Origin of the sequence: Variovorax sp. KK3, assembly GCF_001984055.1 — a bacterium.
GTDB lineage: Bacteria > Pseudomonadota > Gammaproteobacteria > Burkholderiales > Burkholderiaceae_C > Variovorax.
In genome coordinates, this window is sequence record NZ_LYVO01000082.1 from 1 (window position 1) to 15,466 (window position 15,466).

Below are 15,466 nucleotides of genomic sequence, written 5' to 3' on the forward strand. Positions count from 1 at the left end.
GTTGGGGCGCTACGGGGCGAGCTGATGGGCGACGCCTCCTGAGCGCCGCGCAGGCGGCCTGGGTTCAGCGCCAGTTGCCTCTTTCGCGCAGCACCGTCTTCTTTCCGCTCGTGACGATCAACCAGCCGTCCTGCCCGACGAAGTAGCTGGTCGCATTGCCGTCGTAGAACTGCCAGCCCAGCGGGTCGCAGGGTGCGTTGCCGGGCGGGCAGGGGCGCTGGCCCGGCTTGCCGGTGAGGTTGATGCGGCTGCCGTTGCGGTTGTGGGTGCCGGCATAGGCGAACTGCTCGCAGTCCGTGACGCGTTCGCCGCACAGTGGCGTGATCTCTACCGTGTAGCTGCGGGTCTCGAGCGTCGCGGCATGCGACGGGGCGAGGAGGGCGAGGCAGAGCAGGGCGGAGGCTGGCGCGAGTCGGTTCATGGGCAGGTCCGTGCAGGGTTGCGAAGCCGCGCGCCGGAAGACCCGGCGTGCGTGTCGTGCCCGGCATTGTGTCGCGTGCAACGCCGCCGTGGGGCGCTCGTTGCGATGGAAATCAGGACGGCGCGGACCCCGTCGCGCCGCGATGTGTGCGGCTTGGCGCTGCGCGGCCTACGACCCGCCCACCGGCTCCAGCCCGCTCTTCACGATGGCCGGCGCGGCCGTCGACGACGTGAAGTAGCGGATCAACTGCTTGGCCGCCTCGGGCTGCTTCGCCGTGGTGGAGATGCCGGCCGAGAACACCGTGACGCGCTGCACCTCCGCCGGCAGCGGCCCGACGTACTCGATGCCCTGGATCGGCAGCAGCTCGCTGACCTGCTGCAGGCCCAGCGCCGCATCGCCGCGCGCGACCACCGAGCCCACGCGCTCGCTGAGGATCTTGCGGCTCTTGGGCTTGACCTGGTCCTCGATGCCCAGCTTCTTGAGCAGTTCGGTCTCGTAGTAGGTGCCGCTGGCGCTGGCCGAGTAGGCGATGGAAGGCGCCGCGATCAGCGTGCGCTTGAGCGCATCGACCGTGCCGATGTCCGGCTTGGGCGTGCCGCTGCGCACCGCGAAGCCGATGGCCGAGCGCACCAGGTCGACCTGGCTGCCCGGCACCACCTGGCCCTGCGCCACCAGCGCATCGAGGGCAGGGCGCGCGAGGATGACGATGTCGACCGGCTCGTTGCGCGCGAGGCGGCTCGGAATCGAGTCGCTGGCCGCGCCCATCGACGCGCCATAGGCCGTCAGCACTTTGTGCCCGGTGGACTTTTCGTAGAGGGGTGTTAGCTCGTTGTAGGCGGCCGTGAAGCCGCCCGAGGTCATCACACGGATCTCGGTGCCGGCGGGCGCCCGCGGGCCGGGGCCGGCGCAGGCGGCGAGAACGAGGGCGGCGCCCAGCAGGGCGGCGCGGCGGGTGAGTCGGGTCGCGAAAGCGATGGTCATGGTGTCTCCGATATGGCTTGTCCCCCGGTGGAGACGCGAAGCCCATCGTAGGCAGCGGAGCTGTCATTCCGCCTTCATCTAACTCAGGGTTAACGCGCCGACCCGATGTGAAACCAAGTGAAAAACAAGGGTAAACCCTTAATACAAGGGTCGACTTCAGGATTATTCTTCGCCTGTCCGTTCCATTAATAAATCGTTGTTTTATTAGTGGAACAAACAAACACCGAAGCAGCCCCTCGAACCGAAAGCATGATGATGAAGCCCACCCGTCGCCAAGCGCTCGCACTGGCCCTGTCCCTCGCCGCCACCGGCGCCGTCGCCCCCGTCTGGGCCCAAGGTTATCCAAGCAAGCCCGTCACCATCGTCGTCGCCTACCCGGCCGGAGGCGACACCGACGCGCTCGCACGCCTCTTCGCCGAAAAGCTTTCCACCCGCCTCGGCCAGCCCGTGGTGGTGGACAACCGTCCCGGCGCCAGCGGCGTCATCGGCAGCAGCTTCGTGGCCAAGGCGCCCGCCGACGGCTACACGCTGCTGCTGGCACCCAGCACCTTCTCGATCGCGCAGCTGGTGCTCAAGACCGGCAGCAGCACCGGCTACGACGTGCTCAACGGCTTCACGCCGATCGTGGAGACGGGCACGCTGCCGCTGTTCCTGGTCGCGGGCGCGGCCTCGAACTTCAAGAGCTTCAAGGACGTGCAGGCCGCCAAGGGCCAGACGCTGTCGTACGCCAGCCCCGGCAGCGGCTCGCCGATGCACATCCTGGGCGAGATGGTCAACAAGTCCGCCGGCCTGGGCCTCGGCCACGTGCCCTACAAGGGCGTGGCACCCGCGGTGAACGACGTGCTGGGCGGCCACGTGCCGCTGACCTACATCACCTACGGCCCGATCGCGCCGCACCTGGCCGGCGGCAAGATGCTGCCCCTGGCCGTGGCCGACCGCGCGCGCTCGCCGCTCGCGCCCAACGTGCCGACCTTCGCCGAGCTGGGCTACAAGAACGTCGAGGTCACGGCCTGGCACGGACTCTTCGGCCCGAAGAACATGCCGGCCGACGTCGTGAAGACGCTCAACGGCCACATCAACGAGATCCTCAAGATGCCCGACGTGGTGTCGAAGATGGCCGTGCTCGGCGCCTTGCCGCTGGGCGGCGCGCCGGACGTGCTGGCCAAGACCAACGCCGCCGACTTCGAGCGCTTCGGCAAGATCATCAAGGAGCTCGGCATTCAAGCCGATTGACATGGCTCTCCCCCAGGCTTGCTCACTTCGTGTAGCCGCCAACCCCCTCACCGGGGGCAACACCAGCGGCCCGGCAAAGCCGGTTCCGCGGTGTTCCCCGAACGGGCCGCGCTTCGCGGGCCATGGGCGCACAGGAGACTTTTCTTATGACTGCTGAAAACATCAAGGCCATCCCCGATCCCGAGAGCCTGCAGGCGCTGCTGGCCGAGCTGCCCAACGACCTGCTGGCCGGCCGCCGCGTGCTGGTCACCGGCGCCGCGCGCGGCCTGGGCCTCGCCTTCGCGAAGTGCATCGCCGCCGCGGGGGCCTCGGTGGTGCTGGCCGACATCCTGGCCGACCTGGCAGCGACGGAGGCCCAAGGCATGCGAGATGCCGGCCACGATGCCCACGCCATTCCGCTCGACCTGTGCGACCCGGCCTCCATCGACGCCTGCGCGTCGGAAGCCACCCGCCTGCTGGGCCGGATCGACGGCCTGGTCAACAACGCCGCCATCACCAACTCCGGCGGCCGTGACGCCCATGCGCTGGACATCGACACCTGGGACCGCGTGATGGACGTCAACGTGCGCGGCACCTGGCTCATGAGCCGGGCCTGCCAGCCGGCGCTGGCGAAGAGCGGCCGCGGCGCCATCGTCAACCTGGCCTCCGACACCGCCTTGTGGGGCGCACCCAACCTGCTGGCCTATGCCGCCAGCAAGGGCGCCGTGATCTCGATGACCCGTTCGCTGTCGCGCGAGTGGGGCGGCGACGGCATCACCGTCAACGCCGTGGCCCCCGGCCTCACGCTGGTGGAGGCGACCGAATACGTGCCGATGGCGCGCCACCAGAAGTACCTCGAAGGCCGCGCCATCCAGCGCGAGCAGCAGGCGGTGGACGTCTGCGGCGCGGTGCTGTTTTCCCTGTCGGGCCTGTCGCGCTTCGTGACCGGCCAGCTGCTCGCCGTCAACGGCGGCTTCGTCATGAACTAAGGAGTGACCCCATGAGCGATTTGTCCGAACACAAGAAATTCGACGACAGCCAGGTCGGCGAAACCCTGCGCCGCCCCGCAGGCGCGAGCCTCGAAGACTGGATGAACACGCGCGTCGCGCGTTATTCCACCCGCAAGTACGACTGGAATGCCCTCAAGTTCCAGGCCGACTACGACCCGAAATTCCGTCGCGCGCAGATGCGCTACCTGGGCACCGGCGGCACCGGCGTGACGGCCGACGTCAACACCATTCCTTCGGAGCACTTCACCTTCTCGACCATGGTGATCCCGGCCGGCCATGAAGGCCCGCCGCACCTGCACGTCGACGTGGAAGAGGTGTTCTTCGTGATGCGCGGCAAGCTCAAGGTGGTGCTGACCACCGCCGAAGGCGAACGCTACGAGACCGTGCTGACCGACCGCGACCTGATCTCGGTGCCGCCCGGCGTGTACCGCGAAGAGATCAACATCGGTGACGAGGATGCGCTGATGTGCGTGATGCTGGGCGCGAAGAAGCCTGTCACGCCGACCTATCCGGCCGACCATCCGCTCGCAAAAATCAAGCGCTGAAACTGGCTCTCCCCCAGGCTTACTCACTTCGCGTAGACGCCAACCCCCTCACCGGGGGCAACACCAGCGGCCCGGCAAAGCCGGTTCCGCGGTGTTCCCCCGAAAGAACCGCCCAATGACCAACGCCGTCGACATTCACCAGCCCCTGCCGGCCGCCGAAGCGGCGCGCCTCGATGCGCGCTTCGCGGCGCGCAACGTGCCGGTGGCCGGTGGCGCCCACGTGTCGGTGCGCGAATGCGGCACCGGCCCGGCGCTGGTCTGCCTGCATGGCATCGGCTCGGGTTCGGCATCGTGGCTCGACACCGCGCTGCTGCTGGCCGATGAAGTTCGCGTCATCGCGTGGGATGCACCGGGCTATGGCGAATCGACGCCGCTCGTTCCGGCGTCGCCGAAGGCCGTCCACTACGCCGAACGCCTGGGCGCCTTGCTCGACGCGCTGGGCATCGACCGCTGCGTGCTGGTCGGCCATTCGCTCGGCGCGCTGACTGCCGTTGCCGCGGCGCGCCCTGGGCCGCCGCTGGCGTCGCGGATCGCGAAGCTGGTGCTGATCAGCCCGGCCGCCGGCTACGGCGCACCGGGCCGCGAAGAGGCGCAGGCCCGCGCGCGCGCCGAACGGCTCGAATCGCTGGAGCAACTCGGCATCGCCGGCATGGCCGCCAAGCGCTCGGCCCGGCTGGTGTCGGAGCACGCGAGCGACACGGCCCGCCAATGGGTGCGCTGGAACATGGCCCGGTTGAACGAAGGCGGCTACCGCCAGGCCATCGAGCTGCTGTGCAACGGCGACCTGCTCGCCGACCTGCCGCCTGCCATGCCGGTGCGCGTGGCCTGCGGTGCGCTCGACGTGGTGACCACGCCCGAGCAATGCGGCGAGGTGGCCAGGCAGTGCGGCGTACCGCTCGAACTGCTGCCGCGAGCCGGTCATGCAAGCTACGTGGAGCAGCCGGCCGCCGTGGCCGCGCTGCTGCGCCAGGCCCTCGCGGCCTGATCCGCATCGATCGATCAAGACAACGTGAAAGACCTCATGAGCAAGGACAAGGATTCGATGACGAACGTGCTGGACGACGGTGCCGACCGCTACAACGTGCCCGCGCTCGAACGCGGCCTGCGCATGCTGTGCGAATTCAGCCGCGAGAACCGAACCCTCTCCGCGCCCGAGCTGGCCCGCCGCTTCGACCTGCCGCGCTCCACCGTGTTCCGCCTGCTCACCACGCTGGAGAACATGGGCTTCCTCGAGCGCGCCGAGGGCGGCCGCGACTACCGCCTGGGCCTGGCCGTGCTGCGCCTGGGCTTCGAGTACCTGGCTTCGCTGGAGCTCACCCAGCTCGGCACGCCGCTGATCAACCGCCTGTGCGAAGAGCTGCGCGTGCCCTGCAACCTGGTGGTGCGCGATGGCCGCTCCATCGTCTACGTCGCCAAGGTGGCGCCGCCCACGCCATTCGCCAGCTCGGTCAGCGTCGGCACGCGGCTGCCGGCCCATGCGACGGTGCTCGGCCGCGTGCTGCTCGAAGACCTGACCCTGCCGCAACTGCGCGCGCTCTATCCCGAAGAGCGGCTGGAAACCTTCTCGCCGTCGACCCCCAAGACCGTCAACGAACTGTTCGACATGGTCCAGGCCGACCGCCAGCGCGGCTACGTGCTCAGCGAAGGCTTCTTCGAATCGAACATCTCCACCATCGCGGCGCCGGTGCGCGACCACAGCGCCCACATCGTGGCCGCGCTCGGCGTGACCATCACCTCGGGCCACATCGACGCGAACCGCATGGACGAGATGGTGCGCCGCGTGCGCGACACGGCCGACGAGATCTCGGGCCTGCTCAATTACTCGCCTGCCACGAGCGCCAAGGTGGTGCCGCTGCGCAGCGCCTGAGGACCGGACATGACGACCCACGCTTCTTCCTCTTCCTCGCTGTTCGCCGCCGATGCGCTGGCCGGCCGCGTGGCCGTGGTCACCGGCGGTTCGTCGGGCATCGGCCTGGCGACCGTCGAGGCGCTGCTCGAGGCCGGCGCCGCGGTCGCGCTGTGCGGCCGCACTGCCGAACGGCTCGATCGTGCCGTGGCCGGCCTGCGCGAATCGCGGCCCGAGGCGCGGCTCTTCGCCCAGACCTGCGACGTGCTCGATGCCGCATCGGTCAAGGCCTTCGCCGCCGCCAGCGAGGCCGCGCTCGGCCCGGCCTCGATGCTGATCAACAACGCGGGGCAGGGCCGCGTGTCGACCTTCGCCGACACCGACGACAGCGCCTGGACCGAGGAATTGCACCTGAAGTTCTTCTCCGTCATTCACCCGACCCGAGCCTTCCTGCCGCAGCTCGCTGCGCAGCGCGCGGTGCAGGGGGATGCCGCCATCGTCTGCGCCAACTCGCTGCTGGCGCGCCAGCCCGAGCCGCACATGGTCGCCACCTCGGCCGCGCGCGCCGGCCTGCTGAACCTGGTGCGCTCCATGGCCTCCGAGTTCGCGCCGCAGGGCGTGCGCGTCAACGGCATCCTGATCGGCCTGGTCGAGTCGGGCCAATGGCGCCGCCGCTTCGAACAGCGCGAAGACACATCGCAGGACTGGTCCGCATGGAGCGGCCAGCTTGCCAAGAACAAACACATTCCCTTGGGTCGCCTGGGACTTCCGACGGAAGCCGCGCGCGCCATTCTTTTCCTGGCATCGCCGTTCGCGTCGTACACGACCGGCTCCCACATCGATATTTCCGGAGGCTTGTCCCGCCATGCATAACCCATCCACCCCCACGCAGGTCACCGGCGGCGCCGTCGTGGCCGCCTTCCTCGAACAGTGCGGCGTCAAGGCTGCCTTCGGCGTGATCTCGATCCACAACATGCCGATCCTCGATGCATTCGCGCAGCGCGGCGCGGTGCGCTTCGTCTCGGCGCGCGGCGAGGCCGGCGCGGGCAACATGGCCGATGCCTATGCCCGCTCCACGGCCAGCCTGGGCGTGTGCATCACCAGCACCGGCCCGGCCGCCGGCAACATCGCCGGCAGCATGGTCGAGGCGCTGACCGCCGGTGCGCCCGTGCTGCACCTCACGGGCCAGATCGAGACGCCCTACATCGACAAGGGCATGTCGTACATCCACGAGGCGCCCGACCAGCTGACCATGCTCAAGGCCGTGTCGAAGGCCGCCTTCCGCGTGCGCAGCATCGACAACCTGCTCGGCACGCTGAAGCGCGCGGTGCAGGTGGCGCTGACGGCCCCGACCGGCCCGGTCAGCGTGGAGATTCCGATCGACATCCAGTCGGCGCTGATGGCCATGCCGGCCGACCTGTCGCCGCTGCCCATCGAAGCCGCCGTGCCGTCGAAGGCCGGGCTCGATGCGCTGGCCGCCAGCCTGGCCCAGGCCAAGCGTCCGCTGCTGTGGATCGGCGGCGGCGCACGCCACGCACGCGCGGCCATCCAGCGCCTGCAGAAGCTCGGCTTCGGCGTGGTCACCACCACGCAGGGCCGCGGCACGGTGCCCGAAGACGATGCCGGCTCGCTCGGCGCGTACAACATCCAGAAGCCGGTCGAGGCCTTCTACCAGACCTGCGATGCGATGCTGGTGGTCGGCTCGCGCCTGCGCGGCAACGAGACGCTCAAGTACGAACTGAAGCTGCCGCGCCCGCTCTACCGCGTCGACGCCGATGCGGCCGCCGAAGGCCGCTGCTATGCCACCGAGGCCTTCGTCTGCGGCGACGCCGCGCTGGCCCTCGAAGGCCTGGCCGATCGGCTCGAAGCCGCGAAGTACAAGGCCGACCCGGCGCTGCTCGCCGACCTGCGGGCCGCGCACGAGCAAGCCGTCGCCACGCTGCGCGACGGCCTCGGCCCCTACGCCGAGCTCGTGCGCCAGATCCAGTCGGTGGCCGGCCGCAACTTCAACTGGGTTCGCGACGTCACGGTGTCCAACAGCACCTGGGGCAATCGCGAACTGCGTGTCTTCGAGCCCAGCGCGGGCGTTCACGCCACCGGCGGCGGCATCGGCCAGGGCATGCCCATGGCGATCGGCGCGGCCATCGGCGCGGCGGTCACGGGCTCGGGCCGCAAGACCTTCTGCCTGGCCGGCGACGGCGGCTTCATCCTGAACCTGGGCGAGCTGGCCTGCATGGTGCAGGAAGAGGCGCCGATGGTCATCGTGCTGATGAACGACAAGAGCTACGGCGTCATCAAGAACATCCAGGACGTGCAGTACGGCGGCCGCCGCTGCTACGCCGACCTGCACACGCCCGACTACGCGCTGCTGTGCAAGTCGATCGCGCTGCCGCACGCACGCGTGTCGAAGCTCGAAGACATCAAGGGCCAGCTCGACGAGGCACTGGCCGCCAATGGCCCCTTCCTGCTGGAGATCGACATGCTGTCGATCGGCGGCTTCAAGAGCACCTTCGCAGGCCCGCCGACCAACACCATCACGCAGATCCCTGCGCTCAACAAGTAAGGACGCGGACATGTTGCGCGTGGCACTCATCGGTTGCGGCGCCATCGGCAGCTCGGTCATCGAGCTGCTGAAGGGCGACGCCTCGCTCGCAGTCGTGGCCGTGGTGGTCCCGGCCGAGGGCGTGGCGGCGGCACAGGCACAGCTGCAGAAGCTCGCCCCGGGCGTGCAGGCCGTGGCGAACGTGCCGGCGAGCGGCGTCGACCTGGTCGTCGAAACCGCCGGCCACGCCGCGATCGAAGAGCACGTGCTGGCCGCGTTGCGCCGCGGCACGCCCTGCGTGGTCGCCTCGGTGGGTGCGCTGTCGGCGCAAGGCCTGGCCGAGAGCCTGGAGGTCGCTGCCATCACCGGCAAGACGCAGGTGCAGCTGATCGCCGGTGCCATCGGCGCGATCGACGCGCTGGCCGCGGCACGCATCGGCGGCCTCGACAACGTGCGCTACACCGGCCGCAAGCCGCCGCGCGCCTGGAAGGGCACGCCGGCCGAGCAGGGCCGCGACCTCGACGCGCTGCGCGGCGAATGCGTGATTTTCGAAGGCAGCGCCCGCGAGGCCGCCACGCTGTACCCCAAGAACGCCAACGTCGCCGCCACCGTCTCGATCGCCGGCCTGGGCCTGGACCGCACGCAGGTGCGCCTGATCGCCGATCCGTCCATCGACGAGAACGTGCACACGGTCGAGGCCGAGGGCGCCTTCGGCTCCTTCGAGCTGAGCATGCGCAACAAGCCGCTGGCGGCCAATCCGAAGACATCGGCGCTGACCGTTTACAGCGCAGTGCGCGCGCTGCGCAACCGCGCCGCGGCGCTGGCCATCTGAGAAGCCGTCGACGCGCGAACAACAAGAGACCCACCATGATCTCCACCGAACTCCTTCCCCTCAACATCGGCGGCGAATGGCGCCTGGGCGGCGGCGACGCCTACGAGAGCCTGTACCCGGCCACCGGCGAACCCATCGCGCGCCTGAAGGCCGCGAGCACGGCCGACGTCGACGAGGCCATCGTGCGCGCCGACCTCGCCTTTCGCACCAGCGGCTGGGCGCAGAAGCTGCCGCACGAGCGCGCTGCCGTGCTGCATCGCGTGGCGCAGATCATCCGCGACGAAGCCGAGCCGCTGGCGCAGAAGCAGCGCCTGGACAACGGCAAGCCCATCAACGAAACGCGCGCCCTGGTGGCCAGCGCGGCCGGCACCTTTCAGTTCTTCGCCGCGGCTTTGGAGACGCTCGAAGAAACCATCACGCCTTCGCGCGGCCCCTTCGTCACGATGAGCGTGCACGAGCCCATGGGCGTGGTCGCCGCCATCACGCCGTGGAACTCGCCGATCGCCAGCGAAGCGCAGAAGCTCGCGCCGGCGCTGGCCGCGGGCAACGCGGTGATCGTCAAGCCCGCCGAGGTCACGCCGCTGATGGCGCTGGAACTGGCCCGCATCTGCGAGAAGGCCGGCGTGCCGAAGGGCATCGTCAGCGTGCTGCCGGGCCGTGGCTCGGTCATCGGCGATGCCATCACCAAGCACCCGCTGGTCAAGCGCGTGTCCTTCACCGGCGGCACGGCCACCGGCAAGCACATCGCCCACATCGCGGCCGACAAGATGATGCCGGTGTCCCTGGAGCTGGGCGGCAAGTCGCCAACCATGGTGCTTGAGGACGCGGACCTGGACCATGCCGTCAACGGCGTGCTCTACGGCATCTTCAGCTCTTCGGGCGAATCGTGCATCGCCGGCTCGCGCCTGTTCGTCGCGCGCAGCATCTACGACGAGTTCGTGACCCGCGTGGCCGAGGCCGCCAAGGCCCTGCGCGTGGGTGACCCGGCCTCGGAGCGCACGCAGATGGGCCCGCTCATCACGGCCAAGCACCGCGAGAGCATCGAGCGCTACGTCGAACTCGGCGTGTCCGAAGGCGCGCACATCCGCACCGGTGGCGTGCGCCCGCACGGCGCCGGCATGGACAACGGCTACTTCTACACGCCGACCATCCTCGAAGGCCTGACGAACAACGCCCGCACGACGCAGGAAGAGATCTTCGGCCCGGTGCTCGTGGCCATGCCCTTCGACAGCGAAGAGCAGTTGATCGAGCAGGCCAACGACAGCATCTACGCACTGGCCGCCGGCGTGTGGAGCCGCGACTTCAAGCGCGCCTGGCGCCTCGGCCGCGCGGTGCAGGCCGGCACCGTGTGGATCAACACCTACAAGCAGTTCTCGGTGTCGACCCCGTTCGGCGGCTGGCGCGACAGCGGCCTGGGCCGCGAGAAGGGCCGCGAAGGCATCTTCCAGTACATGGAGCAGAAGAGCATGTACTGGGGCACGAACGACCAACCCCTGCCGTGGGCCAACCAATAAAGAAAGCGATGCCATGAGCGTTCTCGGAATCGATCAGATCACCTACGGCTCGGACGACCTGGCCACGAGCCGCCGCTTCTTCGCGGACTGGGGCCTGTCGCTGAAGTCCGATGCGGACGACCAACTCGTCTTCGAATGCCTGAACGGCTGCCGCGTGGTGGTCGCCGCACTGGGCAAGGCCGGCCTGCCTGCCGCGATGGAAGAGGGCCCGACGCTGCTCGAAGTGGTGTGGGGCGTGGAAAGCGATGCCGACCTGTCGCGCTACGCCGCCGCCATCGCGAAGGACAAGGACTTCGTCGACGGGGAAGTGGAGGGCGCCCGCCGCATCGGCTGCACCGACCCGAACGGCCTGGCCGTGCGCCTGCAGGTGAGCCGCAAGCACCCGGTGCAGGTCGACTGCGGTGCGATGAACACCTGGAACGTCAAGCCGCGCATCAACCAGGCGGCGCCGGTATACGAGCGCGCCACGCCGATCGAGGTGGGCCACGTGGTCTTCTTCGTGGCCGACGTGCAGGGCACGAGCGCCTTCTACGCCGACCGCTTCGGCTTCGTCGCGTCCGACAGCTACCCGAACCGCGGCGCCTTCATGCGTTGCGCGCAGGAGGGCGGGCACCACGACCTGTTCCTGCTGCAATTGCCTTCGGGCAAGCGCGGGCTCAACCACGTCGCCTTCACGGTGCGCGACATCCACGAGGTGTTCGGCGGCGGCCTGCACTTCTCGCGCTGCGGCTGGGAAACGCAGTTGGGCCCGGGCCGTCATCCCGTGTCGTCCGCGTACTTCTGGTACTTCAAGAACCCGGCCGGCGGCCTGATCGAGTACTACGCCGACGAGGACCAGCTCACGGCCGACTGGCAGCCGCGCGAGTTCGAGCCGGGCCCGACGGTGTTCGCCGAGTGGGCCGTCGATGGCGGCCTGGACGGCAACACGCGCCGGCAACGGAACGCCGACGGCCCCCAAGGCAAGTTCCTCACCGAAAAGAAATGATGACCACCCCCGTTTCTTGCTCACTTCGTGTAGCCGAATCCCCCCTCAAGGGGGCGACACCAGCGGCCCGGCAAAGCCGGTTCCGCGGTGTCTCCCGAACATGCTGCATCGCTGCGCTCGCAGCCCTGGGCCTCGTCGGTGCCCACGCGCAAAGCCCGGCCGAGAAGCAACTGGCCAGCGACCGCTTCACCATCGTCTCGCCCTTCCCGCCGGGCGGCCCGGTCGACACGCTGGCCCGCGTACTCGCCGACGGCCTGGCCAAGCGCTACGGCCAGGCGGCCGTGGTCGAGAACATGCCCGGCGCGGCCGGCAACATCGGCATCGACAAAGTCAAGCGCGCCAAGCCCGACGGCCACACGCTGCTCGTGGTGCCGGCCGGCAACCTCACGATCAACCCGACGCTGATGCCGAACTTCCCGTTCGTGATCGAAAAGGACTTCGCGCCCGTCACCATGCTCGCGAAGGCACCCAACGTGCTCGTGGCCTCGCCGACGGCCGGCATCAAGAACGCGAAGGATCTGGTGGCGCAGGCCAAGGCCAAGCCGGGCACGCTGTCGTATGCCTCGCCGGGCGTGGGCAGCGGCCTGCACCTGGCGGGCGAGCTGTTCAAGCAGCAGGCCGGTATCGACCTGCTGCACGTGCCCTACAAGGGCACGGCACCGGCGCTCAACGACGTGCTGGGCGGCGTGGTGCCGCTGATGTTCAGCAACCTGCCGGCCACGCTGCCGTTCATCCAGAACGGCAAGCTGGTGGTGCTGGGCGTGACCGAGGCCAAGCGCAGCCCGGCCGCGCCCGAGATTCCGACGCTGGCGGAGCAGGGCATACAGGGCGTGGCCGTCACCTCGTGGTACGGCCTGCTCGCGCCGGCCGGCACGCCCGCGGCCGTGGTCGAGCAGCTCGCCAAGGACGCGGCCCAGATGCTCGCGCAGCCCGAGGTGCATCAGCGCCTCAAGGCCCAGGGCATGACCGAGGCCACCATGAAGCCGGGCGAATTCGCCATCCACATGCGCGACGAAACCGCCATGTGGGCCAAGATCATCAAGGCCCGGAACATCGTGGCCGAGTAAGAACACAGGGCAGGAGACACACACCCATGAAGCAGACACACGCATCCACCATCGGCATCGTCGGTGCCGGCATCGGCGGCCTGGCCGCCGCCATCGCGCTGACCCGCGCCGGGCACGACGTGATCGTGTTCGAGCAAGCCAAGCAGTTCGCCCGCGTCGGTGCCGACATCAACCTCACGCCCAACGCGGTGCGTGCGCTCGACGGCCTGGGCGCCGGCGATGCAGCACGCGTGACCGCCGCGCGGCCCACGCATCGCATCAGCCGCAGCTACGACACCGGCGAAGAAACCTCGCGCCTGGAGATGGCCGACACCGCCGAGCGCCAGTACGGCGCGCCGCAGCTCACCATCCACCGCGCCGACCTGCTGGCCGCGCTGACCGACATGTTTCCGGCCGAACGCGTGCTGCTCGGCAAGCGCGCCACCTCGATCACACCGGACGACGACGGCGTGAGCATCGCCTTCGAAGACGGCACGAGCGCCCGCGTCGGCGCGCTGATCGGCGCCGACGGCATCCACTCGGTGGTGCGCACCGCGATGTTCGGCGCCGAGAGCCCGCGTTTCACCGGCATCGTCGCCTACCGCGCCGTGGTGCCGGCCGATCGCCTGCAGGGCGTGCCCAACCTGGGCGCCTTCACCAAGTGGTGGGGCCCGAATCCGCAGAGCCAGATCGTCACCTTTCCGCTCAACCGCGGCCGCGACATCTTCATCTTCGCGACCACGCCGCAAGACACCTGGCACCTCGAATCGTGGACGGCACCGGGCAGCGTCGACGAGCTGCGTGAGCAATACGTGGCCTACCACCCCGAGGCGCGTGCGCTGCTCGATGCCTGCGACACCGTGCTGAAGACCGCGCTGTACGAACGCGACCCGATGCCGGCCTGGACGGCAGGGCGCATGTCGCTGCTGGGCGATGCGGCCCATCCGATGCTGCCCTTCATGGCGCAGGGCGCCGGCATGGCGATCGAAGACGCCGTGGTGCTGGCCCGGCATCTCGAAGGCGTGCCGGCCGCCGACATCCCCGCCGCGCTGCGCCGCTACGAACGCGCCCGCATCGAGCGCACCAGCCAGATCCAGCTCGGCTCGCGCGGCAACAACTGGCTGCGCGAAGGCGGCAATGCGGACTGGGTCTACGGCTACGACGCCTGGGCCGTTCCGCTGGCTGCCGCCGAAGAACCCGTCACCGCCTGAACCCACCCCTCGTCCCCACGGAGGCCAACCATGCAACAAGACCGCTACCTGCAACCGCACCAGGCGCGCCAGCGCCCCGCCACCACCTACGAAGACCTGCTGGGCGACGCCATCGAGCGCGCCTTCGCCGATGGCGTGCAGGACCTCGCCACCCTCGTCGAGCGCCTGAACGACAGCGGCCTGTCCGCGCCGAGCGGCCGCGCCTGGACCGAGGACAACTACCGCGAAGAAATGGGCAAGCTGGCCCAGGCCAACTGAGCCGAGGAGACACGAACATGACCACGACGATCGCCATTCATCCCGTCGCGCAAGACCCGGTGGACCAGCTGCTCGAGATCGGGCTGAAGGACCTCTGGTACCCGATCTGCCCCTCGGGCTTCATCAAGGAGAACCCGGTCTCGCTGCGCCGCCTGGGCCGCAAGATCGCGCTGTGGCGCGACGGCAGCGGCAAGCTGCACGCGCTCGAAGACCGCTGCCCGCACCGCGGCGCGCCGCTGTCGCAAGGCGTGATCCTTGGTGACCGCCTGTCCTGCCCCTACCACGGCGTGGAAGTGCGCTGCGACGGCGTGGTGACCCGCGTGCCGGGCAGCCCCGGCTGCAAGCTCGAAGGCTCGCAGGCCACGCGCTTCTTCCACGTCGAAGAGCGCGCCGGCGCCGTGTTTCTCTACAACGGCCGCGAGTCGGTGGAAACGCCGCCCCCGCTGGTGCTGCCCGACGAGCTGACCGACGAGGCGCAGTATTCCAACTTCCTCTGCTACACCGAGTGGAAGGGCGACTACCGCTACGTGCTTGACAACGTGATGGACCCGATGCACGGCACCTTCCTGCACAAGCAGTCGCATTCGATGGCCGAGGGCGATTCGCAGGCCAAGTTCGGCATCCGCCAGACCGACCACGGCTTCGTGTTCGAGAAGGAAGGCCAGCGCAACGTCAACTTCGACTGGACCGAATGGGCCGACACCGGCATCCACTGGATGCGCCTGGAAATCCCGTACCCGAAGAGCGGCGGCCCCGGCGGCAACTTCATCATCGTCGGCGCCTTCGCGCCCATGCCCAACGGCATGACCGCCACCTTCTTCTGGCGCGTGCGCAAGCTGGCGCCGGGCTGGGAGCGCGACACCTGGCGTTTCCTGTACCGCAACCGTTTGGAGGCGCGCCACTGGCACGTGCTCGAGCAAGACCGCGTGATGCTGGAAGACATGGAGCCCGATGCCAACCAGCACGAGAACCTGTACCAGCACGACCTGGGCATCGTGCGGCTGCGCCGGCACATGCGCAACCTGGCCACCGCCCAACTGGAGCAGGCCGCCGCCTGATCCTT

The 15,466-nt window shown here is 69.2% G+C and carries 16 protein-coding genes; 14 read left to right on the top strand and 2 right to left on the bottom strand.

The window, feature by feature from the left end:
* Positions 1–64: 64 nt before the first annotated feature.
* Both B0W80_RS28270 and B0W80_RS28275 read right to left on the bottom strand, forming a co-directional pair.
* Complete coding sequence (locus B0W80_RS28270; protein ID WP_077002481.1) at positions 65–421, bottom strand: hypothetical protein; 357 nt, start codon at positions 419–421, stop codon at positions 65–67.
* Between the two features lie 168 nt (positions 422–589).
* Positions 590–1,402 (bottom strand): substrate-binding domain-containing protein, encoded by an 813-nt coding sequence (locus tag B0W80_RS28275; protein ID WP_077002482.1) that lies wholly within the window; start codon positions 1,400–1,402, stop codon positions 590–592.
* Positions 1,403–1,657: 255 nt separating this feature from the next.
* Here B0W80_RS28275 and B0W80_RS28280 point away from each other — a divergent pair, with 255 nt between their 5' ends.
* From B0W80_RS28280 to B0W80_RS28345, 14 genes are all read left to right on the top strand, one after another.
* Positions 1,658–2,635 carry a tripartite tricarboxylate transporter substrate binding protein gene (locus B0W80_RS28280; protein ID WP_077002509.1) on the top strand — a complete coding sequence of 326 codons (978 nt, stop codon included), beginning with the start codon at positions 1,658–1,660 and terminating at the stop codon, positions 2,633–2,635.
* Positions 2,636–2,781: 146 nt separating this feature from the next.
* Positions 2,782–3,603, top strand: a complete 822-nt coding sequence (locus B0W80_RS28285; protein ID WP_077002483.1) for an SDR family oxidoreductase — start codon at positions 2,782–2,784, stop codon at positions 3,601–3,603.
* Between the two features lie 11 nt (positions 3,604–3,614).
* A complete protein-coding gene (locus B0W80_RS28290; protein ID WP_077002484.1) occupies positions 3,615–4,169 on the top strand; it encodes a cupin domain-containing protein in 555 nt (184 codons plus the stop codon).
* 115 nt (positions 4,170–4,284) lie between these two features.
* Complete coding sequence (locus B0W80_RS28295) at positions 4,285–5,154, top strand: alpha/beta fold hydrolase (RefSeq protein ID WP_077002485.1); 870 nt, start codon at positions 4,285–4,287, stop codon at positions 5,152–5,154.
* 57 nt (positions 5,155–5,211) lie between these two features.
* Positions 5,212–6,036 carry an IclR family transcriptional regulator gene (locus tag B0W80_RS28300; RefSeq protein WP_143684816.1) on the top strand — a complete coding sequence of 275 codons (825 nt, stop codon included), beginning with the start codon at positions 5,212–5,214 and terminating at the stop codon, positions 6,034–6,036.
* 9 nt (positions 6,037–6,045) lie between these two features.
* Positions 6,046–6,888, top strand: coding sequence for an SDR family oxidoreductase (locus B0W80_RS28305; protein ID WP_077002487.1), 843 nt, complete (start codon positions 6,046–6,048; stop codon positions 6,886–6,888).
* Positions 6,881–8,578, top strand: a complete 1,698-nt coding sequence (locus B0W80_RS28310) for a thiamine pyrophosphate-binding protein (protein ID WP_077002488.1) — start codon at positions 6,881–6,883, stop codon at positions 8,576–8,578. The genes B0W80_RS28305 and B0W80_RS28310 overlap by 8 nt, the downstream gene beginning before the upstream one ends.
* 10 nt (positions 8,579–8,588) lie before the next feature.
* Positions 8,589–9,389: an aspartate dehydrogenase gene (locus tag B0W80_RS28315; RefSeq protein WP_077002489.1), complete on the top strand. Its 801-nt coding sequence runs from the start codon at positions 8,589–8,591 to the stop codon at positions 9,387–9,389.
* Positions 9,390–9,424: 35 nt separating this feature from the next.
* Positions 9,425–10,903 (top strand): aldehyde dehydrogenase, encoded by a 1,479-nt coding sequence (locus B0W80_RS28320; protein WP_077002490.1) that lies wholly within the window; start codon positions 9,425–9,427, stop codon positions 10,901–10,903.
* 13 nt (positions 10,904–10,916) lie between these two features.
* Complete coding sequence (locus tag B0W80_RS28325; RefSeq protein ID WP_077002491.1) at positions 10,917–11,888, top strand: VOC family protein; 972 nt, start codon at positions 10,917–10,919, stop codon at positions 11,886–11,888.
* A complete protein-coding gene (locus B0W80_RS28330) occupies positions 11,888–12,955 on the top strand; it encodes a tripartite tricarboxylate transporter substrate binding protein (protein WP_083745690.1) in 1,068 nt (355 codons plus the stop codon). Before B0W80_RS28325 ends, B0W80_RS28330 begins: the two co-directional genes overlap by 1 nt.
* A 26-nt stretch (positions 12,956–12,981) precedes the next feature.
* Positions 12,982–14,145, top strand: coding sequence for an FAD-dependent monooxygenase (locus tag B0W80_RS28335; protein ID WP_077002492.1), 1,164 nt, complete (start codon positions 12,982–12,984; stop codon positions 14,143–14,145).
* Positions 14,146–14,175: 30 nt separating this feature from the next.
* On the top strand, positions 14,176–14,403 hold the full coding sequence (locus B0W80_RS28340; RefSeq protein WP_077002493.1) for a recombinase-like helix-turn-helix domain-containing protein: 228 nt from the start codon (positions 14,176–14,178) through the stop codon (positions 14,401–14,403).
* A 17-nt stretch (positions 14,404–14,420) separates the two neighbouring features.
* Positions 14,421–15,461 (top strand): aromatic ring-hydroxylating dioxygenase subunit alpha, encoded by a 1,041-nt coding sequence (locus tag B0W80_RS28345; RefSeq protein WP_077002494.1) that lies wholly within the window; start codon positions 14,421–14,423, stop codon positions 15,459–15,461.
* Positions 15,462–15,466: the final 5 nt, after the last annotated feature.